The sequence below is a fragment of the Sphingorhabdus sp. 109 genome, from assembly GCF_902506555.1.
GTDB lineage: Bacteria > Pseudomonadota > Alphaproteobacteria > Sphingomonadales > Sphingomonadaceae > Parasphingorhabdus.
On the sequence record NZ_LR732707.1, the window covers coordinates 22,915 to 47,219 of the forward strand.

A 24,305-nucleotide genomic window follows, 5' to 3' on the forward strand; every position below is an offset into this window, starting at 1 on the left:
GCGATAATTATGGTGGCGCAACTGACTGAAGACGAGCGCGAGGCGCTGCTCGCCGAGCTGTCGGACTGGCAATATGACGAGGAACGCGATGCGATCAGCCGTTCGTTTAAATTTGCCGATTTCACCGAGGCCTTTGCTTTCATGACCCGCGTTGCCCTGCACGCGGAAAAGGCCGATCACCATCCCGAATGGTTCAATGTCTATAACCGGGTCGATATCCTGCTCACGACACATGATGCGGGCAACAATGGCGGATTGTCGCAGCGCGATGGCGAACTGGCCCGGACAATCGAAAAAATGCTCTAGTTTTTGGATTCCGCTCCGGCAAGCACATCCCCCATGTCGGCGAGCTGGGCCTGCTGCTTGCGCAAACGTCCCGGCATCCAGCGTGCGGCAAAGGCCAGTTGCTTGGCCATTTTGTTGACCGGCGTATGGACCTTTTCGCCGTGCACGGCCTCCCAGGCTGCCGGACCGATGATCGAAACGGGGCTGACCATCACGCCGGCCTCTTCCAGCCGTTCCTTGCCGGTCTGATTGGTGCCTTCAACGACGTTCGAGATGATATTGGTGTCGACAAAGCCCGGCATCAGCGACCGGGATTTTATGCCATGTTTGCGCAATTCGATATCGTGCGATTCAGCCAGCCCGCGCACTGCAAACTTGGTTGCGCTATAGACGCTCAGATCCGCGACACCGTAAATGCCGGCGGCCGAGGCGGTGTAGAGAATGCAGCTGTCCGGGGTGTTCTTGAGCATCTCGAAACAGGCACGTGTCCCGCTGATAACGCCGGTCAGGTTGATCGCGATCATCAGATCGATATCTTCGTCCGGCATCTGCTCGATCGGGCCGCCTTCGCCAATGCCGGCATTGTTGAACAGGACATTCATCCGGCCACCGGTAATCGCGCCAAATTCGGCAACCGCCTGCTTCCATTGCGCGCGATCGGTGACGTCCAGCTTGTGGGTCGAGCTTTGTCCTTCGGGGAGGAGCGCTGCCGTTTCGGCCATGCCTGCATCATTGATATCGGCAATTCCGATAAACCAGCCCCGCTCGGCGAAATAGCGACCGACTTCGCGACCAAGGCCGGAGGCGCCGCCGGTGATGAAGATCGTCTTTTGCCCAGTTTGATAGCCCATGAATCCGCTCCCACGTCGTTATTAACATTGATGTTCATTCGAGCGGTTTTTGACGCGAACGTCAAGTGAAGTTGGACATGCGCGGCAAAGCGCGTCACTATATCGGCCTATGCCTGTCTCCGGTCCTTCCATCCGGCTGAAAAATATCAGTCGCCATTACGGGAATGTGTGCGCTGTTGACGGGGTTTCGCTGGATATTGCCGCGGGCAGCATGGTTGCCCTGGTCGGCTTGTCCGGTTCGGGAAAATCGACCCTGCTGAAGATGATGAACCGGCTGGTCGAGCCGGACGGTGGAGAGATTATCATCGGCGCCGATCCCGTCGACTCGGTCGACCCCCATATCTTGCGTCGCCGCATCGGCTATGTATTCCAGAATATTGGCCTGTTTCCGCATATGACGATCGCCCGCAATATCGCCATCGGGCTGGAGCTGGCGGGCGAGACAGAGGGCAGGAGAGAGCGGATTGCCGAACTGCTCGAACTCGTGGAGCTGCCGCAGGAGATGGCCTCGCGCATGCCGGACCAGCTGAGCGGCGGCCAGCAGCAGCGCGTAGGTGTCGCGCGGGCTCTGGCGACCCGGCCCGGACTGATGCTGATGGACGAACCCTTCGGCGCGCTTGACCCGGTGACCCGCGACAGTCTGACCGATCAATATAAGGCGCTGCACCAGCGTCTCGGGCTGACCACGATCATCGTCACCCATGATATGGCCGAAGCGCTCTACCTCGCTGACCGCATCCTCGTGATGGAGGCCGGCCGGATCAGGGCCGATGCGACCCCCGCCGAGCTGGTGTCCGGCAATGTTGGCGAGGAAGCCGAGGCGCTGGTCGCCATTCCCCGCGCGCAGGCCGCCCATCTGATCGCACTGGGCAATAAATCATGAACGAGGCTTGGCAACAGGCCCTGTCCCGGGTGCCGGAATTGCTCGCAGCCCATGTGCAGATCAGTGTCTCGGCGCTGGCTCTGGCGATGCTTATCTGTCTGCCCCTGGCAATATGGGCCGCGCGCTCGCCGAGAGTGGCTGCCGTCACGCTGACCATTGCCAGCCTGATCCAGACGATCCCGGGACTGGCGTTGCTGGCGCTATTCTATCCGCTGCTGCTCGGGGTGTCGGCCTTGATTGGCGGCGGCATCTCCGCTTTCGGCTTCCTTCCGGCACTGCTCGCGCTCACCCTTTACGCGCTGCTCCCGATCCTGCGCAATGCTGTGACCGGGTTGACGGGTGTCGACCCGGCGGCGCAGGAGGCCGCAGACGGTCTCGGCATGACCGGCAGCCAGAAATTATATTATGTCGAAGCGCCACTGGCCGCGCCCACGATCATGGCCGGTATCCGCACCGCCGCGGTCTGGACCATCGGCGCAGCGACGCTGTCCACCACCGTTGGCCAGCCCAGCCTGGGCGATCTGATCTTTGCCGGATTGCAGACGCAGAACTGGACCCTGGTACTGGCCGGTTGCCTGTTCTCCGCAGCTCTGGCGATTTCGGTCGACCTGCTGCTCGGACTGATCGAGCGAGGCATCCGCGAACGGCGCCGGATATGGGCATGGGCCGGGCTGGCGATGATCGCCGCGGGGCTGCTGGTCGCGACGCTGCCGCTGATGATCGCCCGCGACAATATTGTGGTGATCGGGGCCAAGGGCTTTTCCGAACAATATATATTGGCGCGGCTGATCGGCTCGCGTCTGGAAGAAGCTGGCTATGCCGTGCGTTATCGCGACGGGTTGGGATCGGCAGTGGTCTATCAGGCTTTGTCGGAGGGCGATGTCGATGTCTATGTCGATTATTCCGGCACGATCTGGACGAACCAGATGCAGCGCAGCGACAATCTTCCGAAAGCGGAGATGCTCGAAGCGATCGCGCAATGGAGCAGTCACAGTCACGGGGTCAAAATGCTTGGCGCACTGGGCTTTGAAAATACCTATGCATTCGCCGTCCGGCCGGAAGACGCCCGGGCAAAGTCGCTGCGCACCCTCGACGATCTGGCGCGGGTGTCGAGCGATTTCAATTTCGGCACCGATGTCGAATTTCTCGAACGGCCGGAATGGCAAATGGTGCGCGACGCTTATCCGATCCGCTTCAAGAATGCCCGCTCCTTCAGTCCGACATTCATGTATCCGGCGCTCGTCAGCGGCGAGGTAGACGTGATTTCCGCTTTTTCCTCCGACGGACGGATCGCGGCCAACGGACTGGTCGTGCTTGCAGACCCGAAGGGCGCGGTGCCATCTTATGAAGCGATCCTGTTGCTGGCGCCTGCCCGGGCCGGTGATCAGAAATTTGTCGCCGCAATCAATCCGCTGATCGACGCAATCACGGTGGATAATATGCGCGAGGCCAATTATATGGTCGATCGCGAAGGGGACAAGAAAACCCCCCGGCAGGCCGCTCGCTGGCTGAACGAAAAACTGAGGGAATGAACGTGAAATCTGCTTTTGCAAATCTGTTGAGAATGGCCGGTCTGGCCGCGCTGCTGTTCATGGCAAGCTTCTCGGTCACGGCGCGCGCGGAAGTGACGGTCACTTTCTATTCGCACGATTTCGGGAAGAATTTTCCGCATGCATTCTTTGTCGCCAAGGGAGAAATGGCTGATGGCAAGAAAGTCGATACCGGCTTTGGTTTCACCGCGGTCAATGTCTCGCCGGGCATTTTGTTCGGCTCGGTCAAAGGCCATGTGAAGGCTCCGTCCGCCGACTATGTCGCCAGCAGCAACCCGCATTTCACCGTGAAAGTGAGCGACAAGAAATATCGCGACCTTTTGGCCGTGGTGCAGAAATGGCAGGCTATTCCACAAAAAAGCTACAGCCTTAACAAGCGCAATTGCGTGCATTTCATCAATGATGTGATTCAGACGCTCGACCTCAAGACCAATCTGAAAACCGCCAACTGGAAGAAGCCGCGGTCCTTCATGGAAGAAGTGATGAAGCTCAATCCTTTCCTCAAATGACAAGGCGCGCACTATGACGGATGTTTGCATGATAATCGGGGCAGGGGCCGGTATAGGCGGCCATGTCGGCCGGCGTTTTGCAAAGGATGGCTATCATGTCGCGCTCTGCCGTCGCAGCGATCAGGATGGGCTCGACAAGATGGTCGCGGAAACTGAAGCGTCAGGCGGTGAGGCCTCGGGCCATTTGCTCAACGCGGTGGACGAGGGCGCGATCGAGCAGCTGATCGACGATGTCGAGGCCGATATCGGGCCGATCAATGTACTGGTCTATAATCTCGGCGCGCAGATCGGCAACCGGGCGCTGGCGGACACGCCGCTAAAGACCTTTGAACTGGGCTGGCGGATGGGCACGCTCGGTGTGTTCCGGGTAGCGCAAAAACTGTTTCCGAAGATGGTCGAACGCGGGGGAGGGGCGCTACTGGTGACCTCCGCGACTTCGGCGATGCGCGGCAATGCCGGGCAACATAGTCATGCCGCCGCCATGGGTGGCCGACGGATGCTCTGCCAGACTCTCAACGCCGAGTTCGCACCGCAGAATATCCATGTCGCGCATATATTGATCGATAGCGCGGTCAACGCGCCGGATACGCTGGGCAAGCTGCTCGGGCCGGAACGTTTTGCCCAGTTGCGCGAAGCCAAGGGCAACGGCAAGGACGAGATCATGGAACCCTCGGCAATTGCCGACACCTATTTCCATATCGCCCACCAGCACCGCTCGGCCTGGACGTTTGAGCTCGACATGCGCGCGTTCACCGATGCCGCCTGGTGGAATCATCCGGTCGATCTCTAGCCGCTACATCACCATGACATGATAATGATGCCAGGTGAAGATCGCCACGGCGCCGCGATGCGGGGACCAGCTTTCCGCGATATCGCGCAGCTCTTTTTCCGAAGGCCGCTCCGGCAGGTCGAGAAAATTCCCGACACCGACCTGTATCGCCAGATCGCCCGCCGGCCAGATGTCCGGGCGGCCCTGCGCGAACAGCAGATAGATTTCCGCCGACCAGCGGCCAATGCCCCTGATTCGGGTGAGCAGAGCAATCGCCTCTTCGTCATCCTCTGGCAGATTTTCCAGATCCACACTGCCGGAGAGAATCAGCTCCGCAAGGCTTCTGGCATAGCCCTGTTTCTGCCGTGAAAGCCCGCAGGCGCGCAGTTCGTCAAATTCCGTGGCAATCAGCGCTTCAGGAGGACAACCGTCACCCAGTCGTGCCTCCAGCCTGGTCCAGACCGCCGCCGCCGAAGCCACGCTGACCTGCTGGCCGACGATGGTGCGGAGCAATGTTTCATAGCCTTCCGGCCGGATGCGCGGCTCGGGATAGCCGGACGTTTCGATGGCGGCTGCCAGCCTAGGCTCGAGGGCAGCGGCATGGTCCAGCCCGGCTTTGATTCCTTCTTTTGATAGGCCCATCGAATATCGGTCCTCGTTTCGGCCCTTGATTCTTTTTGAAGGTCCAGACATAGCGTGCGGGATTTTTAATGAACAGTCACTAAGGGGTAGCTATGCCAACGATTCACGTAACCGGCCGCGATGGCGAAGAAAAAGCAGTTTCCGTCGATGCCGGAGTCAGCGTCATGGAAGCGATCCGCGACAACGGCTTTGACGAATTGCTTGCTCTGTGCGGCGGCTGCTGCTCCTGCGCAACCTGCCATGTCCACATCGATGCGGACTGGAAAGCCAAATTGCCGGAAATGAGCGAAGACGAAGATGATTTGCTGGAAAGCAGCGACCATCGTGACGAGTTCTCGCGGCTCAGCTGCCAGATTGAGCTCTCCGACGAACTCGATGGCCTGAAAGTTCGGATCGCCGAAGAAGACTGATTTCTTCTGACCGATTGCAAAAAAAGGGGCCGCTTTTCAGCGGCCCCTTTTTTTGTCTGGTTCAAAATCTAGTTGGCCAGTTTGACAATCGCGCGCGGGCTTCCTTCCGGGCCGCTCGTCGCATCTACCTTCCAGTGCATGTTTTTCAGGGAACCATCGACGGTCAGGCCATCTTCGGTATTGTTGGACAACACGGTGCCATCGGTGACGATGGTGAAGGTTCCGTCGATCAGTTGCGCTTTTGATTCGTCCGATGGACCGCCCAGCGAAGGCGGGCGCAAATTGCCCACCAGTCCGCCAGCGCTTGCCATGGCCGGCGTCAGTATCTCGAGTTCGCCCTTGTTGCGCCTGATGACCTGGACGAAGGGAAATTGCATCGTTGCCCCCGGTATCGTCGGAAAAGCAAGCATCCGGTCGAATTTGCCGCTGATGGCATATTCGACCTCGAACATATTATCACCGATATATTCGACTTTGTTCCAGCCATCATATTTGGCGAGCTTCGCGGCAAAAAGCTTCAGGCCTTCATCATCGCCGGGCACCGCGCCTCCGAAAATCGAGCGCATCGCGGCGTTTTTCTGGTCTTCCTCGCTTGAACCACTTCCAGCCTGCTCGCCATCCGCCATGCCGGACGGCGAAGACATGGCATCATCACCACCTTCAGCGAGCTGCATCTGTCCGTTATAGACAAAGCTATAAGTGCCGTCGTTCATCAGGCGGAGTTCTGATTCGAATTTGCCCGGAATGAGCAAGCAGCCGGCCAATAGCAGCGGCGCGACCAGAGCCAGCAGCCATTTGCTATATTTCCCCACGACTATTCCCCTTTTTTCCTTGTATATTCAGCATATAGCGCAATCGCGGCGGCATTGGAAACATTCAGGCTTTCCATCTTGCTGCTTATCGGCAGCCGGGCCAATGTGTCGCAATGGCCGGCAACATTCTGCCGCAGGCCTTCGCCTTCCGCGCCCATGACCAGCGCGATCTTGCCGGACCCCATGGCCGGTTCAAGTTCGTCGACCGCCTCGCCGTCGAGCCCGATTCGCCAGTATCCGGCTTCGGCAATGTCGTCGAGTGCGCGGGACAGGTTGACCACGCGTATCCACGGCACAATTTCCAGCGCACCGGAGGCGGATTTCGCCACGACGCCCGATTCGGGCGGCGCATGGCGGTCCTGGGTAATGATGGCCGCTGCGTCAAAGGCCGCGGCGGAGCGCAATATCGCCCCGACATTATGCGGATCGGTCACCTGATCAAGCAGCAGCAACGGCCGGTCGCTCTGCTGGTCGAGAATGTCGCCCAGCCAGATATCGGGCAGGGGGTCGACATCGGCGACCATGCCCTGATGCGGCGCATCGCGCGGAATCACCCGGCCGAGATCGGCGACATCGCTGATAACCACTGGGATATCGTCGGGAATCTCCAGCGTTGCCAAGGCCTCGCGGGTGATCGAGATTTTCTTGATCACCCGTCTCGGATTGTCGAGCGCGGCTTCGACCGCGTGCCGTCCCCAGAATTTGAGACCACCGCCGGTTTTCTTAATAGATCTGTTCTTGCGTGCCATATTGGCTCTCTAGACGCTATGGCTGCTGCCGACAGCCTTTTTTTCTGCAAATTTCAAAGGGCAGGCATTGACAGTTTGCCATCCCTTCGTCATTGAGCCGCTCTTGTCGCCGATGGCGGCCTTGGGTACCCATATGGACAGGTGGCCGAGTGGTTAAAGGCAGCAGACTGTAAATCTGCCCGCGTAAGCGTACATAGGTTCGAATCCTATCCTGTCCACCATCCCGTCTTGACGCGTCAGAGCCCGTGAGCCATGCGCTGGCGATGCGATTTTTCTCTGATAATGCCGCGTCGGTGCACCCGAAAGTTCTGGAAGCGCTCGCCGCCGCCAATGGGCCGGATACGGCCTATGATGGCGATGCCCTGAGCGGGCGGCTGAATGCCGCCTTTTCCGATTTGTTTGAAACCGAGGTCGAGGCGCTTTGGGTGGCGACCGGCACGGCGGCCAATTCGCTGGCGCTCGCCGCGATGTGCCAGCCGCACCAAGGCGTGATCTGCCATCGCGAAGCGCATATCGAGCAAGACGAGGCCGGCGCGCCCGGTTTCTTTACCGGTGGGGCGAAGCTGATGCTGCTCGACGGCGAGGGCGCCAAACTGTCGCCGGAAAGCGTGGAAGCCTGTTGCAGGGCGATCCGCGACGATGTCCATCAGGTCCAGCCGGCGGCGGTTTCGATCACCAACGCCAGCGAATATGGTCTGGTCTACCGGCCGGACGAGGTCGCCGGACTTGCCGAAGTCTGCAAGGCGCGCGGGCTCAGTCTGCACATGGACGGGGCGCGCTTTGCCAATGCGGTGGCGACGCTCGGTTGTTCGCCCGCCGAGCTGACCTGGAAGGCTGGCGTCGATGCGTTCAGCTTCGGTTTCGTCAAAAATGGCGGCATGAGCGCTGAAGCGCTGATATTCTTCGATCGCGAAATGGCGGGCGACACCCATTATCGCCGCAAACGTGCTGGGCATTTGCAGTCGAAGGGCCGGTTTCTCGCGGCCCAGATATTGGCCATGCTGGAGGATGACCTGTGGCTCGAAAACGCCGGGGTGGCCAACGCCGGTGCGCAGATCATCGCCGAAGCCGCGGGTGACCGGCTGCTCTACCCGGTTGAAGCGAACGAGATTTTTATCCGATTATCGGCAGACGAAGCAGAGAAACTGCGCGGCGCCGGATTTGATTTCTACGACTGGGGCGAGGGGCAGGCCCGGCTGGTGACCAGCTGGAACCAGAGCGCGGAAAATATCCGCCCGCTGGCCGAAGCGATCGCATCCCTATGAACACAGGTGAAGAGAGCGAACCAAGCCTGCTCGCTCCCCGAATTTTGATTCCGTTCCTGCTGGTCTCGCTGATCTGGGGATCGACCTGGCTGGTGATCAAGGACCAGATTTCCGAAGTGCCACCCGGATGGTCGGTGAGCTACCGCTTCCTGATCGCGGCTGCGGCGATGTTCGTGCTGGTTGCCTACAAGCGCCTGTCTTTCCGGCTCGATCGTACCGGCTATCTGTTCGCGCTAATCCTCGGCCTGTTCCAGTTCACGTTCAATTTCAACTTTGTCTACAATGCCGAGCTGTTCATCACCTCGGGGCTGGTCGCGGTCCTGTTCGCGCTGCTGATGGTCCCCAACGCGATCATGGGTCGTATTTTCCTCGGCCACAGGATATCCGGCCCCTTTCTCGGCGGATCAGCGATTGCCGCGGTCGGAATCGCGCTTTTGTTCTGGCACGAATATAGAGCTTCTCCTGCCAGCCTCGAACAGGTGCTGATCGGCGCGGCGCTGGCTTTCGGCGGAATCATGTCGGCCTCGATTGCCAATGTCATGCAGGCGGGCCAGCGGCTCAAATCCTATCCGATCATCACCGTCCTCGCCTGGGCGATGCTGTTCGGGGCGCTGATCAACGTGCTGTTGTCCTGGGTCACCGTCGGTCCGCCGGTCTATGAAACGCGCGCCGCCTATTGGGGCGGGATCGTCTATCTCGGCGTAATCGGCTCGGTCGTGACCTTCCCGCTCTATTTTGCGATGATCCGGGAAATAGGGCCGGGCAAGGCGGCCTATTCCAGCGTGCTGGTGCCGGTGGTGGCGATGATATTGTCGACGGTTTTCGAGGATTATGTCTGGACCTGGCTGCCCGCCGTTGGCGCGCTTCTGGCGATGGCCGGATTGCTGGTCGCGCTGCGCGCGCGCAAGCCGAAGACGCCGCGGATCGCGGCCTGACCATCACTCGAGCAGCGACTGCAGCCCCGCTTTATAATCCGGATATTGCGGTTGCCAGCCGAGTAATCGCTTCGCCTTGCCATTGGCAACGCGCCGGTTTTCTTCATAAAAACCGAGCGCGGCCTGCGACAGATTGGCCTCCTCCAGCGATAGCAGCGGCGGGACATCCATGCCCAGCAGGCGCGCGGCATGAGCGATCACTTGATGTTGCGGCGCTGGTAGGTCATCGGAAATATTATAGACGCCCGCCGGCCCGTCGAACGAGGCGATCGCCGCGCTGACGATATCATCGACATGGATACGGCTGAACACCTGTCCGGGCATATTGACCCGCCGGGCCTTGCCGCTGCGCACCCGGGTGAGTGGGCTGCGGCCCGGACCATATATGCCCGGAAGGCGCAGAACATGCACATCCTCGCGCAATCTTTGCCAGCGCTGGTCGGCCTTGCTGCGCGCCTTGCGGCGACCCGAGCCGGTTGGCGCGCTTTCGTCCACCCAGGCGCCGTCGACATCGCCATAGACGCCGGTTGCGGAGAGATAGCCGCACCATTGCAGCGAAGCGGCCCTTATCGCCTCGCCATATTGCTCAAGCACCGGTTCGCTGTCATCGCTCGCTGGCGGAACCGAGGAGAGGACATGGCTCGCCGATTCCAGCGCCGCCAGCACGGAGCGCCTGTCATCAAAAGCCAACGCGCCATCCTGCGGTTCCCGGCGGGTGCCGATCACCTCATAGCCCAGCGCCCGCAACCGGTGTGCCAGCCGCGAGGCGGTGTAGCCCATGCCGAAGATCAAGACGCGCTGCATCGTCACCTATTCCTGTTCCAGCTTGCCGGGGTTCTGAATCACCGGATTCTCGATATTGTCTGCCTTCCACTGCATCGCCATCCGGACACGCGTGGCGCCGGAAGGATGATCGAAGAACAGCATTTCCTCGACCGGACCCGGTTCGATCTTGCGATATTCCGACAAGCGCATCGCCACCTTGGCAAAGCCGTCCGGTTCTCTGGCCGTATCCAGCCCGAACTGGTCGGCATCGCTTTCGGTAATCCTGACGAGGCTATTCAGTGCCGGCGTTGCGGCAAAGAAATAGGCCGTGAGGATAAGGCTGAGTATCGGAATCGCTGCTGGATCGGAAATGGTACGAACGCCCCACTTCGCGCCATGGCGTTCGATCAGCCGCGGCGCGAGCCGTGCGACAAGGAACAGTCCCAGTCCGATAATGAGCGCCAGGATGAAGATCGTGCGCCACGTGTGGCCGAGGACATAATGGCCCAGTTCGTGCCCCATTACCGCTGCGACCTCGTCCGGATCGGTCCGTTCGAGCAGATTGTCGTTGAGCGATATCCGGATCGTCGGTCCGATACCGGAAACATTGGCCGATATTCTCTTATGCTGCTTCGACTGGTCAAACACATAGATATTCTCCGCCGGAATATCATATTCTGCGGCCATCGCGACAATCCTGTCGCGCATCGGTCCGTCCGCCATCTCGTGATAATCGTTGAACAAAGGCGAAATGAACACCGGCCCGAGCATCATGCCGATGAACAGGAAGATCGAAACCACCCCGGTGCCCCATAGCCACCATGTCTTGGGCGCCCGCCGGATCACCGCGAAAATCGCCATGACCAGCAGCGGGAATATGAGCAGCGAGATGACAAGACCGATCATCTGCTCGCCGAACCAGTCGCCGAAGCTCTGGCTCATCAGGCCATATCGCTGCTCCCGGAAAAAACCGGTGTAAATTGTCCATGGCAGGGTGAGCAGAAATCCGGCGATGACATAAGGCAAGGCATAAAGCGCCGGTTGCAGCCAATGTCGCTTGGTGACCCGTTCGGCCCAGTCGCGGAATCGGGCAGAAAAGCGGGACTGTAGAATGACGAAATCGACCAGGATACCAATCAGGGCCCCCCAAAGGATCAGCCAGTAGCCGCCTTCAAAATAATTGTTCGATTTTTCCAGCTCTTCGCCCTGCAATGTGTCGATATAGGCGCGGCTGGCCTGCTCAACGTCAAAAGGCGCGCTGCCGGATTGCGCAAAAATAATGTCCGCTGGCAAGCCAGCGACCAGCAGACCGGCAAAGACGATGAACAATATTCTGGACATGACCCACTCCCTTTCGTTCCAGCCATAAACGCAATTGCGCGGGGTGCAAATGGCTCTTATGGCAAGGCCCATGCTTGATATTCAGAAAACATCGAACGACGAAATGGCCGATGCCGCGCCAGCACCCCACGATCCCGCGACGATCCGCCGCGAGGATTATCGCCCGCCTGCCTGGTTCATTCCGGAAGTCGACCTGGATTTCCAGCTCGGTCTGGAGCACACGCTGGTCCGTTCGAAACTGGATGTCCGCCGGTCAAAAAGCGCGAAGGCTGGCGAACCGCTGGTGCTGCAAGGCGATGATATTTCGCCGACGGCAGTCCGGGTGGACGGCGCCGCGTTTACCGATTGGAAACTGGTCGAAGGCGATCTGGTGCTGCCGCTGGACGGTGCATCGCACAGCGTCGAGATCGAGGTTGAACTGGACCCGTCGACCAACACCCAGCTGATGGGACTATATGCATCGAACGGGATGTTGTGCACGCAGTGCGAAGCGGAAGGATTCCGCCGGATCACCTTCGCTCCCGACCGGCCCGATGTGCTCAGCCGCTATCAGGTGCGGATGGAAGCCGACAAGGCGAAATTCCCCATATTGCTGTGCAACGGCGACAAGATTGCCGAAGGCGATGGCGAAAATGGCCGCCACTGGGTGCAATGGAATGATCCCTGGCCCAAGCCGAGCTATCTTTTCGCACTGGTTGCGGGCGATCTGGTCGCCAACAGCGACAGCTTCACCACCCGTTCGGGCAAGCCGGTCGAACTCAATATCTGGGTGCGCGACGGCGATCTCGATCGTACCGGCCATGCGATGCAGGCGCTGAAGGACTCGATGCGCTGGGACGAAGAAACCTATGACCGCGAATATGACCTTGGCCTGTTCAACATTGTTGCCGTCAGCGATTTTAACATGGGCGCGATGGAGAATAAGGGGCTGAATATCTTCAACTCCCGCTATATTCTCGCCGATCCCGAAGTCGCCACCGACGCCGATTTTGACGGCATCGAGGGCGTGGTCGCGCATGAATATTTTCACAACTGGTCGGGCAATCGCGTCACCTGCCGTGACTGGTTCCAGCTCAGCCTGAAAGAGGGCTTCACTGTCTACCGCGATCAGAGCTTCTCTGCCGACATGGGTTCGGCGGCGCTGAAGCGGATCGAGGATGTGCGGATATTGCGGGCAGCGCAATTCCCCGAGGATGCGGGGCCATTGGCCCATCCGATCCGTCCGGAAAGCTATCAGGAAATCTCTAATTTCTACACCGCGACCATCTATAACAAGGGTGCGGAAATCATCCGGATGATGAACACGCTGATGGGGCCGGAGAATTTCCGCAAGGGTACCGATCTCTATTTCGACCGGTATGACGGCGAGGCGGCGACCTGCGAGGATTTTGTCACCGCGATGGAAGACGGCGGCGACATCGCCCTGAAACAGTTCCGCAAATGGTATGAGACGCCGGGCACGCCGCGGGTAAGCGCGACGCTGTCCCACGACCCGCAAACCGGCACGGCCACAATCCGGCTGACGCAGAGAATTGCGCAAAATGGCGCAAAGCCGAAGCCGTCCGAACTGCTGATACCGCTGCGCACGGCGCTGCTCGATCCGGAAACCGGCGCGCACCAGGGCGAACAGCTGCTGTTGCTCGACCAGTCCGAGAAAAGCTTCGCGCTTGAAGGCCATAAGGAACGGCCCATCCTGTCGATCAATCGCGGTTTCTCCGCGCCGATCATCTTGGACAGCGACCAGACCGCCGAGGAACTGGCCTTTCTGTCGGCGCATGACGACGACCCTTTCGCCCGGTTCGAGGCGATGCAGCAACTGATGACCAATTATCTGACGGCTAGGGTTTCGGGCACGCCGGTTGATCGCGATATCATCCTGCTGGCGGTCGCGAAAATACTCGCCGACACGTCAATCGATCCTGCCTTTCTCGCCGAGCTGATCCAGCTGCCCAGCGAAGCCTTTCTCGGTGACCAGATGGTCGAGGTCGATCCGCAGGCGATCCATGAGGAGCGCGAGAAATTGCGCGGCAAGATCGCGGTGCAGTTCGAAAAGCAGTTCCGCAAGCTCTACAAGAGCTGCTGGCCCGGCGAATTCTCGCTCGATGCCGAGGCGCGCGGCAAGCGTAAATTGCGCAACGTGACTCTGGCCTATCTGGCCGCATCCTTTGCCGAAGATGCAGCTGAGCTGGCCTTTGACCAATATCGCGATGCGGACAATATGACCGCCATGCAGGGGGCGCTGGCGGTATTGTCCAATCTCGAATCCGAAGAACGGTCCGCGGCCTTTGACAATTTCTACAAGAGATTCAGGGACAACGCGCTGGTTCTCGACAAATGGTTTAGCCTGCAGGCAATGTCGCAGCGCCCCGATGCGCTGAAACGGGTCGAAAGCCTGTCGCGCCATCCCGACTTCACTCTGTCCAATCCCAATCGGGTGCGCGCGCTCTATGGAGCGTTTACGGGCAATCAAGTCCGCTTTCATGATCCGTCGGGCAAAGGTTACCAGTTGATCGCAGACATGGTGATCGCGCTGGACAAGCAGAATCCGCAGACTGCGGCCCGATTCATCCCGCCGCTCGGGCGCTGGCGGCGCTACGAACGGGGTCGTTCGGACCTGATGCGGCTGGCGCTGGAGAAGATTGCGGCGCAGCCGGGCCTGTCGAAAGATGTCGCCGAACAGGTGCACAAGAGCCTTGCTTGATATCGCGATCTCTCCACTGCTCAAGGGCGTGGAACATGGTTTCCTCGGCCGGGCAGGGGGTGTCTCGAAAGGAATCTACAGCGGGCTGAATATCGGTCTGGGCAGTGATGATGACCGCGAGTCGATCATGGAAAATCGCCGCCGCGCCACGGAAGGCGTGTTGCCGGGTAGCGAACTGGTGACCGTGCACCAGATCCATAGCGCAGAGGTTGTCACCGTGACCGAACCCCTGCCGCTCGACCAGCGCCCACAGGCCGATGCGATGGTGACGGTCAAGCCAAACCTGCTGCTCGGGATATTGACCGCTGATTGCGTGCCGGTGCTGTTCTATGACCCGCAAGCCAAAGTGATCGGCGCCGCCCATGCCGGCTGGAAGGGCGCTTTGGCCGGGGTTACCGACAATGTACTCATAGCGATGGAAAAGCTGGGCGCGGATCGCGGCAATATTGCCTGTGCCATCGGGCCCTGCATCGCGCAGCCCAGCTATGAGGTCGATGCGGCCTTCCGGACGCGGTTTCTCGAAGCCGATACGGATAATGACCGCTTCTTCACTGCGGGCAAAGCGGACCATTTCCAGTTTGATATAGAGGATTATGTCGCTGCCCGACTGCAAGCAGCAGACATTAACAAGTTCGATAAACTCGGTCTCGATACTTATGCCAACGAGAACCGCTATTTCAGCTACCGCCGCTCCTGTCACCGCGATGAAGCGGGCTATGGCAGGCAGGTTTCGCTGATCGGCCTTGCGGAATACTATTGATTTCCCCCGTCACCCCAGCGAAGGCTGGGGGCTGAACCAATCTGGCCATTAACAAAGGCCAGCCGGTTTGCACGCCGGCGCAGACTGGGAGAACGGGATACGGGGGGGATAGGGCATGAACGCACAACGCATCGGTCTATGGGCGGGGCTCGCCGGATTTGTCATCATGCTGCTCGTGCCCGCTCCGGAAGCCATGTCGACGCCGGCCTGGCAGGTGGCTGCGCTGACCCTGCTAATGGCGACCTGGTGGATGACCCAGGCGGTGCCGCTGACCGCCACGGCCTTGCTGCCCTTCTTGGCGCTGCCGACGATGGATGTCATGTCGGTCAATGAAACCGCCAGCCAATATTATTCGCCGATCCTGTTCCTCATCCTCGGCGGCGCCTTTCTGGCGCTGGCCATCGAGCGGGTCGGACTGCACAAGCGGCTGGCTCTGGCGATCATCGGCCTGTCCGGCAAGACCGCCTGGGGCATATTATTTGCCTTCATGATCGCCACCGCCTTGCTCAGCATGCTGATTTCCAACACGTCCTCGACCCTGATCATGATCCCGATTGCGGTGGCGGTACTGGTCGCTGGCGGGGTCCGGGATGGCGAGACCGAAGGGTTCGCCGGAGCGCTGGTCATGGGCGTGGCCTTTGCCGCCTCTATCGGCGGCCTCGGCACATTGGTCGGCAGTCCGACCAACGCGATTGCTGCGGGCCTGATCAACAAGACATTGGGCATGGATCTCAATTTTCTCAGTTGGCTGAAATTCGGTATCCCGATCGTGCTTATCGGCATCCCCGTCCTCGCCGCCATTCTGATCGCGGTACAACAGGTTGGGCGTCACAGTTTCGATGGCGTCAAGGCAAAGCTGGCAATCGGTTCGCCGGGCCCCTGGAGCGTGCCGGAAAAGCGCCTCGTTCCGGTCGTCGCTATCGTCGTGCTGGGCTGGCTGTTCTTGCCGCAACTCAAGACGATCTTTCCGGAAGGGGCGCTGCACGATGGCAGTATCGCCATTTTCGGCGGACTGCTGCTATTCTCGTTGCCCGACGGGACCGGTCGGCGGCTGCTCAACTGGGATGAAGCGGACCGGGCGCCCTGGGGCGTGATCATGCTGTTCGGCGGCGGTTTTGCGCTGGCCGCCGGGATCATCGAGTCCGGTCTGGCCGAATGGCTGGGCGGAGCGCTGGAACCGCTGCAGTCGGTTCCGGTATTGATCATCGCCATCGCGCTGGTCGCGCTGGTCATTCTGGTCACCGAATTTGCCTCCAACGTCGCCACCGCCAGCGGCATCATGCCGGTGGTCGCCAGCCTGATCCTCGCCACCGGCGTCGATCCGGTGCTGCTCGCTGTGCCTGCCGCAATGGCCGCCAGTTGGGGATTCATGCTGCCTAGCGGTACCGGTCCCAATGCGATTGCCTGGTCGACCGGTCATATCGAGCTGCCGAAAATGCTGAAATCCGGCCTGCTGCTCGACCTTGCCGGCATCCCGATCATAATCGGCTGCATCTGGATGGTTTCCGTTGTAACCAGTTAGATTTTCAGGCAAGACTTCATGCAAATATTTGATGTGGAGAGACAGACATGGCCAAGCAAGATGATCCCAACGCAGCCGTCCCGGTGACCCGCCGTATGCCCAAGGCGCCGATCGAGAAAATCGGTGGCCGCAAGCTGAAACCGGCTACCCTGATGATGGGCCATGGCTATGATCCGGAGCTTTCAGAAGGCTCGCTCAAGCCGCCGATCTTCCTGACCTCGACCTTTGCCTTTGAAAATGCCGCCGCCGGCAAACGCTTTTTCGAAGGCATTACCGGCAAGCGGCCCGGCGGTGCGGACGGTTTGGTCTATTCACGCTTCAACGGCCCCAATCAGGAAATTCTCGAAGACCGGCTGAGCATCTGGGACGAGGCCGAGGATGCGCTGGTTTTCTCCAGCGGCATGTCGGCGATCACCACGGTGCTGCTGGCCAATGTCAATCAGGGTGATGTCGTCGTCCACAGCGGGCCGCTCTATGCCGCGACCGAAACGCTGATCAACAAGATACTCGGCCGCTTCGGTGTCACTTTCCTTGACTTCCCCGCCGGCGCGAGCCCGTCGGAAGTCGCCACGATGCTCGAAGAGGCGAGAGCGAAGGCCGCAGCCAACGGCGGCAAGGTCGCGATCATCTATCTCGAAAGCCCGGCCAATCCGACCAATGCTCTGGTCGATATCGAAGGCGTGGCTGACGCGCGCAAACAGGTGTTTGGGGATGAAGCCGCGCCACAGATCGCTATCGACAATACCTTCCTCGGCCCGCTCTGGCAGCAGCCGCTGAAACACGGCGCGGATATCGTCATCTACAGCCTGACCAAATATGTCGGCGGGCACAGCGATCTGGTCGCGGGCGGCGTGCTCGGCAGCAAGGCGCATATGGACCCGATCCGCGCGATCCGGAACACCATCGGCACGATCTGCGATCCGAATACCGCCTGGATGCTGATGCGCAGCCTCGAGACGCTGGAATTGCGCATGACCCGGGCTGGTGAAAATGCCGAAAAGGTCTGCGCTTTCCTGCGCGACCATCCCAAGGTCGATGGTCTCGGCTATCTCGGCTTCATCGACGACGAAAGCCAGCAGGATATCTACGACCGCCATTGCAGCGGCGCCGGTTCGACCTTCTCGCTGTTCATCAAGGGCGGCGAGGCGGAGGCCTTCCGCTTTCTCGATGCGATGAAGATCGCCAAGCTGGCGGTTAGCCTCGGCGGTACCGAAACATTGGCCAGCCTGCCCGCTGCGATGACCCATATCTCGGTTCCTGACGAACGCCGCGCCGCGCTCGGCATCACCGACAATCTGGTCCGCATTTCCATCGGTGTCGAAGACCCGGACGATTTGATAGCCGACTTCGACCAGGCGCTGGCCGCCGTCTGATCTTCTCGCCAAAGCGGCGGAACCAAGCCGCTTTGGTCACGGGGTAGAGTTTTCTACAGATAAGCGCTTTCCGGTTCAGGCCGGACTGCTATATCGGGGCTATGGCAAAGCGACCCGTTTACCCCGTGATATGCACCGACCTGGATGGCACGCTGCTTGATCATCACAGCTATTCGGCCAAGCCCGCGGACGGGCTGGTCGCTGATCTGGCCCGGCGATCGCTGGCGGAAGTCGTTCCGGTTACCAGCAAGACCCATGCGGAACTGATTCACCTGCAGCAGACACTGCCCCTGCCATTCTCGCTCTGCGTGACCGAGAACGGGTCCGTCCTACATGGTCCCGAAAACTTCATTACCGGCGAGGACGACCCCTCCGGCAGGATCACCATGGGAGTCGCCTATCCGGCGATACTGGACCAGATCGGCAAGCTGCCGGCCTCGTTGCGCCGCCATTTTCGCGGATTTTCCGACATGTCTGTCGATGCGGTGGTCGAGGCGACCGGGCTGGCCTACGGCGATGCGCGGCGGGCGAAGGACCGTCAGGCGACCGAACCCTTCCTCTGGTCTGGCACAGACGGCGAGCTGGAATCGCTTGCGTCCGTCGTCGCCGAATCCGGTCTGCGGATCCAGCGCGGCGGACGGTTTTACCATCTGACCGGTCACGCGACCAAGGAGCAAGCGATGGCCCGGATCATCGAAACCATCGCCGGACGAAAACCGGACTGCGACATCCTTTCGATCGCTCTTGGCGACGGGCCCAATGACCTGGGGATGATAGAGGCGGCCGATTTTGGCGTGATCATGCCCAATCCGCAGGGCGTCACAATTGTCTCCGTCAAGCCCAGTGTCCGCACCGCCCCGGCGCCGGGCCCGGAGGGCTGGGTGAGCGCGGTCACGGAAATTCTGGCAGAATTGGGTTTAAACCTGCGCCAAAGCTGATTAGGCTCGTCTCTCGGCAAACACAGGGACATCTATGGCTGACTTTCATCAAAACGGTTCAATTTCCACGCTTCACAATCTGTCCGGTCGCTCGGTCGATTCGCTGGAAGCCGATTTGATGGGCTTTCGCAAAGCCAATCCCATGGCACTGGTCCTGCCCAGCCTGTTTTCCGAACTGGAAGGCCCCGCGCTCGAAAATATCGTCGATGAACTGTGCCAGGTGCCCTATCTCGACGACATCATCATCGGGCTGGATCGCGCCGACAAGGAGCAGTTCGAATATGCGAAACAATATTTTTCGCGGCTGCCGCAACGCCATCATATCCTCTGGAACAGCGGCCCCCGGCTGACTGCGCTCGACGCAGAGCTGAAAGAATGCGGCCTGTCACCGGCGGAACCGGGCAAGGGCCGCAATGTCTGGTTCTGCTTTGGCTATTTCCTGTCAGCCACCAACGCCCAAGTGGTCGGGCTGCACGATTGCGACATATTGACCTATGACCGGGAATTGCTCGCGCGGCTGATGTATCCGGTGGCCAATCCGACTTTCCCCTATGTCTTCTCCAAAGGTTATTATGCACGGACGACCGAGGAAAAATTCAACGGCCGTGTCGTGCGTCTGCTGATCGGGCCGTTGCTGGCGGCGCTCAAGAAAGTCTGCGAACCCAATGACTATATCACCTATCTGAACAGCTTCCGCTACGCGCTGGCCGGCGAGTTCGCAATGGGCCGGCAGGTGGTCAAGAATATCCGAATCCCGTCCGACTGGGGTCTGGAGGTCGGGGTATTGTCCGAAGTCTGGCGCAACCAGTCGACCCAGTCGATCTGCCAGGTCGAGATCGCCGACAATTATGACCACAAGCACCAGTCGGTTTCGCATGACAATCCCGAAGGCGGTCTGTCGAAAATGAGCATCGACATTACCAAGTCGCTGTTCCGCAAGCTTGCCACCGACGGTCAGGTCTTTTCCGCAGGCACCTTCCGCACGCTGAAAGCGACCTATTTCCGGATCGCCCTCGACCGGATCGAGACGTTCTATAACGACGCGGTGATGAACGGCCTGACGCTTGACCGGCATGAAGAGGAGACGACGGTCGAACTGTTCGCGCAGAATATCATGACCGCCGGTGAAACATTTCTGGAATCGCCGAACGAAACACCCTTCATGGCAAACTGGAACCGGATCAACAGCGCCATTCCGGATTTCACCGACCGGTTTAAGGAAGCGGTCCGCCTGGATAACGAAGACTAGCTCTGGGACGTCTCGGCCGGGTCGGGCGCGACGTTGCTGAACCAGACGGTCCGGTAGGGAGACAGGCTGAAATCCCCCTCGATGTCGGCAATGATATGGCCTGAGATCAGGTCCCACCAGCTGTCCCCGGCGATCAGATTGACGTCGGCCAGCGACAGCATTTTTTCTTCGTTGGTTACATTGGTGATCGCGAAGATGCTCTGTGTCCGTTCGCGGCTCTGGCGCCAGATGCCGAACAGGCCTTCGGGCAACGCCAGCGTGAATTGCACCGCGTTGGGGTGAAAAGCCGGCTGCCGTTTGCGGGTTTCAACCAGCGCAAGAAAACGCGAAAAGACCTGCGCCTCGACGGCTTCCGGATCGCCGAGTTTCGCACTGATCGTGTCATAGTCCAGCTGCGACCGGTTGATCGACCGGTTATGGCCGGTCCGGTTAACATCTTCATAGCCGTTCGGCGTCGCCAGCAGGCTGTGGATATAGATGGCCGGAATACCTTCCAGCGCCAGCATGATCGCCATCGCCGCCATGAACCGGTCGATCTGATATTCGTCCGGTCCGTCGAGCGTGCCCTGCATCGCTTCGAAAAAGGAGATGTTCATCTCATAGGGCTTCTCGGTGCCACCCGGCCCGCGCCGCATCGACACACGCCCGCCAAAGCCCTGGATACAGGCCAGCATCTGGTCGACCTCGCCCTGTGGCAGCGCCCCTTCGGTCGGACGCAGACCGATCCCGTCGTGGCTGGCGGTGAAATTGAGATAGGTACAACCGGTCAATGCCGGCGGATTGCTCCGTGTCAGCCGCTTCAGATAAAGCGCGTTGCCGGTCAGCAGCGCATGGACCAGCAGCGGCGGCAGCGAGAAATTATAGATGACATGCGCTTCGTTCTGGTTGCCGAAATAGGTCAGATTCTCGTGATTGGGGATATTGGTTTCGGTGATGATGACCAGCGTCTCGGCATGATGGTCCATCAGGGTCCGAAGCAGACGGATGATCTCGTGGGTTTCGTCGAGATTGATCGAGGGCGTGCCGATTTTCTTCCACAGGAACGCGACCGCGTCGAGCCGGAAAATCCTGACACCATGGTCGATATAGGCGGCGATGATCTTGACAAATTCGATCAGCAGCTCGGGATTGGTAAAATCGAAATCGAGCTGGTCGCTGCTGAATGTGCTCCAGACATGGCGGTCGCCGGAGACGGTGCGAAACGGTGTCAGCAGCGGATGCGCCCGCGGACGCACCACCTGCCCGAGATCGGCGGCTGGATCGGCGGTATAATAATAGTCCTTGCCCGGTGCTTCATCGGACAGAAATTGCTGGAACCAGACGGATTTGCTCGATCCGTGATTGATCACCAGATCTCCCATCAGGCGATAGTCGCCGGCAATCGCCTCGATATCGGACCAGTCTCCCAGATCCTCGTCGACCGCGAGATAGTCGATCACCCCGAAGCCGTCATCACAGCTATAGGGAAAGAAAGGGAGGATATGAACGGCGCCGATGGTCTGTCCGATATGCTGCTTCAGGAATCGGTGCAGCGTCCGCAGGGGCCGCTCGCCATCCGACCGAATCGTGCCTCCATAAGTGATCAGTGCGATATCGCGTTCGTCCCACAAATGCTTGTCGGCGATTTCCGATCGCGGGATCATCTTGCTCTTGTCGGGCCAGAACAGGTCGACAATACGCTCGGCCAGTGCCTCGCAATCGTAATCGGGATAGACCGCACCCAGATGCGCCGTCAGCCGTTGCAGAAGGTGGTCGATAGTGGCGCGATCATTCATGGCTTCTTCTGTCACTCCGAAAATCTTCTTGACCCCGGCGGAACAATCGGGCCCTTATTGTGCAGTGCATCAAACAACAAATCCCGATTCAATAAAAGCTTTTTTAGAGGATCTCTATTTGCAGGCGCTGCAACCCGCGCTGCCGGCCAATGCGATGCGCCATGTCGATTGGCCAAAAGTGCCCGGTCGGACCTATCTGCTTTCCATCGGCAAGGCAGCCACCCAGATGGTCGCCGCTATCCTCGATCGCCTGCCGGAAAATGTCGAGGGCCTGATCGTCACGCGCCAGGGCTATGTCGAAGCCGGCTTTGCGCCGGATAATTTTAAGATTGTCGAAGCATCGCATCCGGTCCCTGATTCGGTTGGCGCCGAAGCTGCGCAAAGCGCCCTGCAGGCAGCGGACGCACTTGGCAAAGATGATCTCTTGCTGGTGCTGATGTCCGGCGGCGCCAGCGCGCTGCTGCCCGCGCCGGCCGAGGGCATATCGCTGGTCGGGAAACAGGCCGTCACCCGCGCCCTGCTGCGCAGCGGTGCACCGATCGGTGAAATGAATATGGTCCGCAAGCATCTTTCGGCGATCAAGGGCGGACGGCTGGCCGTTCGTGCCTGGCCAGCGGCAACCCATATGATTGCCATCTCCGATATTCCCGGCGACGATATCGCGATGATCGGCTCGGGCCCGACGGTCGCGGACAGCTCAACCTGCGCCGATACGCTGGCGATTGCCGCAAAATATGACATTGTCCTTCCGCCCGCGATCCGCAGCCAGTTGCGTTCCGGCGCTCTGGAAACGCCGAAAGCAGACGATCCGAAGATGCAACGCGTGACCGCCGATCTCTGCGCCCGGCCTGCCGACATGTGCGCAGCAGCGGTCGAAGCCGTTCAGGCGATGGGCTATGAAGCGGTGATGCTCGGCGATGCGCTGGAGGGCGACGCGCTGGAACTCGGGCGCGACCACGCCGCACAGGCGCTGGCGATCAAGGCAAGTGGTCGCAAGGCGGCCCTGATATCCGGTGGCGAAGCGACGGTGATGATCAGCAACCGGGATGGTCGCGGTGGCCGTTGTACCGCTTATCTGCTGGCTTGTGCCTTGGCATTGAACGGCGAACCGGATATTTGCGGCTTCGCCGCCGACAGCGACGGCATCGACGGTTCGGAAGACAATGCCGGAGGCTTTTTGTGGCCCGGAATCGTCGAGCTGATGGGGGGAGCAGGCGAGGCGCGCCATCTGCTCGAACAGGATAATAGCTATCTGGCTTTTGAAAAGGCGGGCGCTCTGTTGATGACCGGTCCTTCAGGCACCAATGTGAACGATTTGAGAGTGATCCTCGTCGGCTGAACCGGACTCTTCTACAGTGGCGGGGATCGCTTGTCCTCGGGCCGGCTCATTGACATATCGACCGGAAAATCTGCGGTTTCCGGCGCATAAATCACAGAAAATAAAAACGGCATATTGTGTCAGGCGGGTGGCGATCCATCACCGGGACATTTTTCCGCGGCTTTTGTCCGCTGGCCCGGCTCATGACTGCGGGAACACCGCAATGGACAGTATCTCGATGGCATCCTCTCGTCCGGCAAAATCGCCGAAATCGCCCGGCTCCATTCCCATCAGGGCACGGCTGACCGGCGCGGAAAAGGAGACTCGCGCGCTGGCCGGATCGGCTTCGTCATCCCCGACGATCGAGAGAGTCTTTTCCCTGCCATCGAGAAGGAAAGTGACCCTGGTGCCGAATTCGACTCGTTCCCCGCTCGGTTTCGGCGGCAATTCCGCCGTTGATTGTCTGGTGCTCCAGTAGCGCAGGTCGCGCTTGGCAATCTTGCGGGTCGTCTCGTCGGTCAGTTCGGCGACCTCGGCCTGCAATTCCACGACGCGCTGCTTGATTTGCCGTAACCCGCGCGCGGTAACCAGATTGGGCCCGACGGGGATCGGATGCTCGAACTTGGGCTCGAGATGCTCGTCATCACCTTCTCTGCGGAAAGCAACGCTCATCACTCAGGCTTTCTCTGCCTTGGGAGTAACCCAGATTGAGATCGGCGCGACAAATTTGCCGTGCGCTGGCGTGCCGACATCGATCCGTTCGGCGGTCACCAGCTCGCCGCTCTCGAGACTGAAGGAGGCCCAGGGTTTGGGCATGCGGCCAAAGGTCATTTTTTGGATCGGTTGACCTGTGCTGCTGTTCATGATGATTGCGATAATTGCCATGCCGCGCCACCTGCGACG

24 protein-coding genes and 1 tRNA gene are annotated in these 24,305 nt (G+C 59.8%); 16 read left to right on the forward strand and 9 right to left on the reverse strand.

The window, feature by feature from the left end; all coding sequences use genetic code 11:
• The first annotated feature begins 6 nt into the window (after nucleotides 1-6).
• Nucleotides 7-306 carry a 4a-hydroxytetrahydrobiopterin dehydratase gene (locus BOSE62_RS00125; protein ID WP_159647816.1) on the forward strand — a complete coding sequence of 100 codons (300 nt, stop codon included), beginning with the start codon at nucleotides 7-9 and terminating at the stop codon, nucleotides 304-306.
• On the opposite strand, the gene BOSE62_RS00130 is transcribed toward BOSE62_RS00125, so the two are convergent.
• Entirely contained in the window at nucleotides 303-1,136 is an 834-nt protein-coding gene (locus BOSE62_RS00130; protein ID WP_159640110.1) for an SDR family oxidoreductase, read from the reverse strand. The genes BOSE62_RS00125 and BOSE62_RS00130 overlap by 4 nt on opposite strands.
• 109 nt (nucleotides 1,137-1,245) lie before the next feature.
• Here BOSE62_RS00130 and BOSE62_RS00135 point away from each other — a divergent pair, with 109 nt between their 5' ends.
• From BOSE62_RS00135 to BOSE62_RS00150, 4 genes are read left to right on the forward strand one after another with little or no spacing between them, the layout of a single operon-like run.
• Nucleotides 1,246-2,019: an ATP-binding cassette domain-containing protein gene (locus BOSE62_RS00135; RefSeq protein WP_159640113.1), complete on the forward strand. Its 774-nt coding sequence runs from the start codon at nucleotides 1,246-1,248 to the stop codon at nucleotides 2,017-2,019.
• Complete coding sequence (locus tag BOSE62_RS00140; protein WP_159640116.1) at nucleotides 2,016-3,551, forward strand: ABC transporter permease/substrate-binding protein; 1,536 nt, start codon at nucleotides 2,016-2,018, stop codon at nucleotides 3,549-3,551. The genes BOSE62_RS00135 and BOSE62_RS00140 overlap by 4 nt, the downstream gene beginning before the upstream one ends.
• Before the next feature lie 2 nt (nucleotides 3,552-3,553).
• Nucleotides 3,554-4,078 (forward strand): hypothetical protein, encoded by a 525-nt coding sequence (locus tag BOSE62_RS00145; RefSeq protein ID WP_236553739.1) that lies wholly within the window; start codon nucleotides 3,554-3,556, stop codon nucleotides 4,076-4,078.
• Between the two features lie 28 nt (nucleotides 4,079-4,106).
• Nucleotides 4,107-4,868, forward strand: a complete 762-nt coding sequence (locus tag BOSE62_RS00150; protein ID WP_236553741.1) for an SDR family NAD(P)-dependent oxidoreductase — start codon at nucleotides 4,107-4,109, stop codon at nucleotides 4,866-4,868.
• 3 nt (nucleotides 4,869-4,871) lie between these two features.
• Here BOSE62_RS00150 and BOSE62_RS00155 read toward each other — a convergent pair whose 3' ends face one another.
• Entirely contained in the window at nucleotides 4,872-5,489 is a 618-nt protein-coding gene (locus BOSE62_RS00155; protein WP_159640122.1) for a DNA-3-methyladenine glycosylase family protein, read from the reverse strand.
• 92 nt (nucleotides 5,490-5,581) lie between these two features.
• Between BOSE62_RS00155 and BOSE62_RS00160 the strand changes: the two genes are divergently transcribed.
• Entirely contained in the window at nucleotides 5,582-5,899 is a 318-nt protein-coding gene (locus BOSE62_RS00160) for a 2Fe-2S iron-sulfur cluster-binding protein (RefSeq protein ID WP_159640125.1), read from the forward strand.
• 68 nt (nucleotides 5,900-5,967) lie between these two features.
• On the opposite strand, the gene BOSE62_RS00165 is transcribed toward BOSE62_RS00160, so the two are convergent.
• Both BOSE62_RS00165 and rlmB read right to left on the reverse strand, forming a co-directional pair.
• Entirely contained in the window at nucleotides 5,968-6,711 is a 744-nt protein-coding gene (locus BOSE62_RS00165; RefSeq protein WP_159640128.1) for a hypothetical protein, read from the reverse strand.
• 2 nt (nucleotides 6,712-6,713) lie between these two features.
• A complete protein-coding gene (gene rlmB, locus BOSE62_RS00170) occupies nucleotides 6,714-7,460 on the reverse strand; it encodes a 23S rRNA (guanosine(2251)-2'-O)-methyltransferase RlmB (protein ID WP_159640131.1) in 747 nt (248 codons plus the stop codon).
• A gap of 135 nt (nucleotides 7,461-7,595) precedes the next feature.
• On the opposite strand from rlmB, the gene BOSE62_RS00175 reads away from it, so the two are divergent.
• The 3 genes from BOSE62_RS00175 to BOSE62_RS00185 all read left to right on the forward strand — a co-directional run bounded on the left by BOSE62_RS00175 (nucleotide 7,596) and on the right by BOSE62_RS00185 (nucleotide 9,660).
• A tRNA-Tyr gene (locus tag BOSE62_RS00175) sits at nucleotides 7,596-7,681 on the forward strand.
• 42 nt (nucleotides 7,682-7,723) lie between these two features.
• Nucleotides 7,724-8,725 carry a threonine aldolase family protein gene (locus BOSE62_RS00180; protein ID WP_159640134.1) on the forward strand — a complete coding sequence of 334 codons (1,002 nt, stop codon included), beginning with the start codon at nucleotides 7,724-7,726 and terminating at the stop codon, nucleotides 8,723-8,725.
• Nucleotides 8,722-9,660 carry a DMT family transporter gene (locus tag BOSE62_RS00185; RefSeq protein ID WP_159640137.1) on the forward strand — a complete coding sequence of 313 codons (939 nt, stop codon included), beginning with the start codon at nucleotides 8,722-8,724 and terminating at the stop codon, nucleotides 9,658-9,660. The genes BOSE62_RS00180 and BOSE62_RS00185 overlap by 4 nt, the downstream gene beginning before the upstream one ends.
• Nucleotides 9,661-9,663: 3 nt before the next feature.
• Here BOSE62_RS00185 and BOSE62_RS00190 read toward each other — a convergent pair whose 3' ends face one another.
• Nucleotides 9,664-10,464, reverse strand: a complete 801-nt coding sequence (locus tag BOSE62_RS00190; RefSeq protein WP_159640140.1) for an SDR family oxidoreductase — start codon at nucleotides 10,462-10,464, stop codon at nucleotides 9,664-9,666.
• Nucleotides 10,465-10,470: 6 nt separating this feature from the next.
• Nucleotides 10,471-11,766: a M48 family metallopeptidase gene (locus tag BOSE62_RS00195; protein ID WP_159640143.1), complete on the reverse strand. Its 1,296-nt coding sequence runs from the start codon at nucleotides 11,764-11,766 to the stop codon at nucleotides 10,471-10,473.
• A gap of 103 nt (nucleotides 11,767-11,869) precedes the next feature.
• Here BOSE62_RS00195 and pepN point away from each other — a divergent pair, with 103 nt between their 5' ends.
• From pepN to BOSE62_RS00225, 6 genes are all read left to right on the forward strand, one after another.
• Nucleotides 11,870-14,467, forward strand: coding sequence for an aminopeptidase N (gene pepN, locus BOSE62_RS00200; protein WP_159647818.1), 2,598 nt, complete (start codon nucleotides 11,870-11,872; stop codon nucleotides 14,465-14,467).
• Nucleotides 14,460-15,227 carry a peptidoglycan editing factor PgeF gene (pgeF, locus tag BOSE62_RS00205; protein ID WP_236553744.1) on the forward strand — a complete coding sequence of 256 codons (768 nt, stop codon included), beginning with the start codon at nucleotides 14,460-14,462 and terminating at the stop codon, nucleotides 15,225-15,227. The genes pepN and pgeF overlap by 8 nt, the downstream gene beginning before the upstream one ends.
• A 115-nt stretch (nucleotides 15,228-15,342) precedes the next feature.
• Entirely contained in the window at nucleotides 15,343-16,749 is a 1,407-nt protein-coding gene (locus tag BOSE62_RS00210; RefSeq protein WP_159640149.1) for an SLC13 family permease, read from the forward strand.
• Nucleotides 16,750-16,844: 95 nt separating this feature from the next.
• Nucleotides 16,845-18,122: a cystathionine gamma-synthase family protein gene (locus BOSE62_RS00215; protein ID WP_236554125.1), complete on the forward strand. Its 1,278-nt coding sequence runs from the start codon at nucleotides 16,845-16,847 to the stop codon at nucleotides 18,120-18,122.
• A 101-nt stretch (nucleotides 18,123-18,223) separates the two neighbouring features.
• Entirely contained in the window at nucleotides 18,224-19,060 is an 837-nt protein-coding gene (locus BOSE62_RS00220; RefSeq protein WP_159640155.1) for an HAD-IIB family hydrolase, read from the forward strand.
• Between the two features lie 34 nt (nucleotides 19,061-19,094).
• Nucleotides 19,095-20,309 carry a glycosyl transferase gene (locus BOSE62_RS00225; RefSeq protein ID WP_159640158.1) on the forward strand — a complete coding sequence of 405 codons (1,215 nt, stop codon included), beginning with the start codon at nucleotides 19,095-19,097 and terminating at the stop codon, nucleotides 20,307-20,309.
• Here the strand turns inward: BOSE62_RS00225 and BOSE62_RS00230 are convergent.
• A complete protein-coding gene (locus BOSE62_RS00230) occupies nucleotides 20,306-22,099 on the reverse strand; it encodes a sugar phosphorylase (RefSeq protein ID WP_201295621.1) in 1,794 nt (597 codons plus the stop codon). The two genes, BOSE62_RS00225 and BOSE62_RS00230, sit on opposite strands and share 4 nt — an antisense overlap.
• A gap of 103 nt (nucleotides 22,100-22,202) precedes the next feature.
• On the opposite strand from BOSE62_RS00230, the gene BOSE62_RS00235 reads away from it, so the two are divergent.
• Complete coding sequence (locus BOSE62_RS00235) at nucleotides 22,203-23,423, forward strand: glycerate kinase type-2 family protein (protein ID WP_159640161.1); 1,221 nt, start codon at nucleotides 22,203-22,205, stop codon at nucleotides 23,421-23,423.
• 180 nt (nucleotides 23,424-23,603) lie between these two features.
• On the opposite strand, the gene BOSE62_RS00240 is transcribed toward BOSE62_RS00235, so the two are convergent.
• A complete protein-coding gene (locus BOSE62_RS00240; RefSeq protein WP_159640164.1) occupies nucleotides 23,604-24,074 on the reverse strand; it encodes a GreA/GreB family elongation factor in 471 nt (156 codons plus the stop codon).
• A gap of 3 nt (nucleotides 24,075-24,077) precedes the next feature.
• Nucleotides 24,078-24,287 (reverse strand): hypothetical protein, encoded by a 210-nt coding sequence (locus BOSE62_RS00245; protein WP_159640167.1) that lies wholly within the window; start codon nucleotides 24,285-24,287, stop codon nucleotides 24,078-24,080.
• Nucleotides 24,288-24,305: the final 18 nt, after the last annotated feature.

Coding starts and splice junctions, on each gene's coding strand:
- BOSE62_RS00130 (WP_159640110.1), bottom strand. CDS start 1,136: ATGGGCTATCAAACTGGGCAAAAGACGATCTTCATCACCGGCGGCGCC.
- BOSE62_RS00135 (WP_159640113.1), top strand. CDS start 1,246: ATGCCTGTCTCCGGTCCTTCCATCCGGCTGAAAAATATCAGTCGCCAT.
- BOSE62_RS00215 (WP_236554125.1), top strand. CDS start 16,845: ATGCCCAAGGCGCCGATCGAGAAAATCGGTGGCCGCAAGCTGAAACCG.
- BOSE62_RS00225 (WP_159640158.1), top strand. CDS start 19,095: ATGGCTGACTTTCATCAAAACGGTTCAATTTCCACGCTTCACAATCTG.
- BOSE62_RS00240 (WP_159640164.1), bottom strand. CDS start 24,074: ATGAGCGTTGCTTTCCGCAGAGAAGGTGATGACGAGCATCTCGAGCCC.
- BOSE62_RS00155 (WP_159640122.1), bottom strand. CDS start 5,489: ATGGGCCTATCAAAAGAAGGAATCAAAGCCGGGCTGGACCATGCCGCT.
- rlmB (WP_159640131.1), bottom strand. CDS start 7,460: ATGGCACGCAAGAACAGATCTATTAAGAAAACCGGCGGTGGTCTCAAA.
- BOSE62_RS00190 (WP_159640140.1), bottom strand. CDS start 10,464: ATGCAGCGCGTCTTGATCTTCGGCATGGGCTACACCGCCTCGCGGCTG.
- pepN (WP_159647818.1), top strand. CDS start 11,870: ATGGCCGATGCCGCGCCAGCACCCCACGATCCCGCGACGATCCGCCGC.
- BOSE62_RS00180 (WP_159640134.1), top strand. CDS start 7,724: ATGCGATTTTTCTCTGATAATGCCGCGTCGGTGCACCCGAAAGTTCTG.
- BOSE62_RS00185 (WP_159640137.1), top strand. CDS start 8,722: ATGAACACAGGTGAAGAGAGCGAACCAAGCCTGCTCGCTCCCCGAATT.
- BOSE62_RS00210 (WP_159640149.1), top strand. CDS start 15,343: ATGAACGCACAACGCATCGGTCTATGGGCGGGGCTCGCCGGATTTGTC.
- BOSE62_RS00220 (WP_159640155.1), top strand. CDS start 18,224: ATGGCAAAGCGACCCGTTTACCCCGTGATATGCACCGACCTGGATGGC.
- BOSE62_RS00150 (WP_236553741.1), top strand. CDS start 4,107: ATGATAATCGGGGCAGGGGCCGGTATAGGCGGCCATGTCGGCCGGCGT.
- BOSE62_RS00160 (WP_159640125.1), top strand. CDS start 5,582: ATGCCAACGATTCACGTAACCGGCCGCGATGGCGAAGAAAAAGCAGTT.
- BOSE62_RS00245 (WP_159640167.1), bottom strand. CDS start 24,287: ATGGCAATTATCGCAATCATCATGAACAGCAGCACAGGTCAACCGATC.
- BOSE62_RS00140 (WP_159640116.1), top strand. CDS start 2,016: ATGAACGAGGCTTGGCAACAGGCCCTGTCCCGGGTGCCGGAATTGCTC.
- BOSE62_RS00195 (WP_159640143.1), bottom strand. CDS start 11,766: ATGTCCAGAATATTGTTCATCGTCTTTGCCGGTCTGCTGGTCGCTGGC.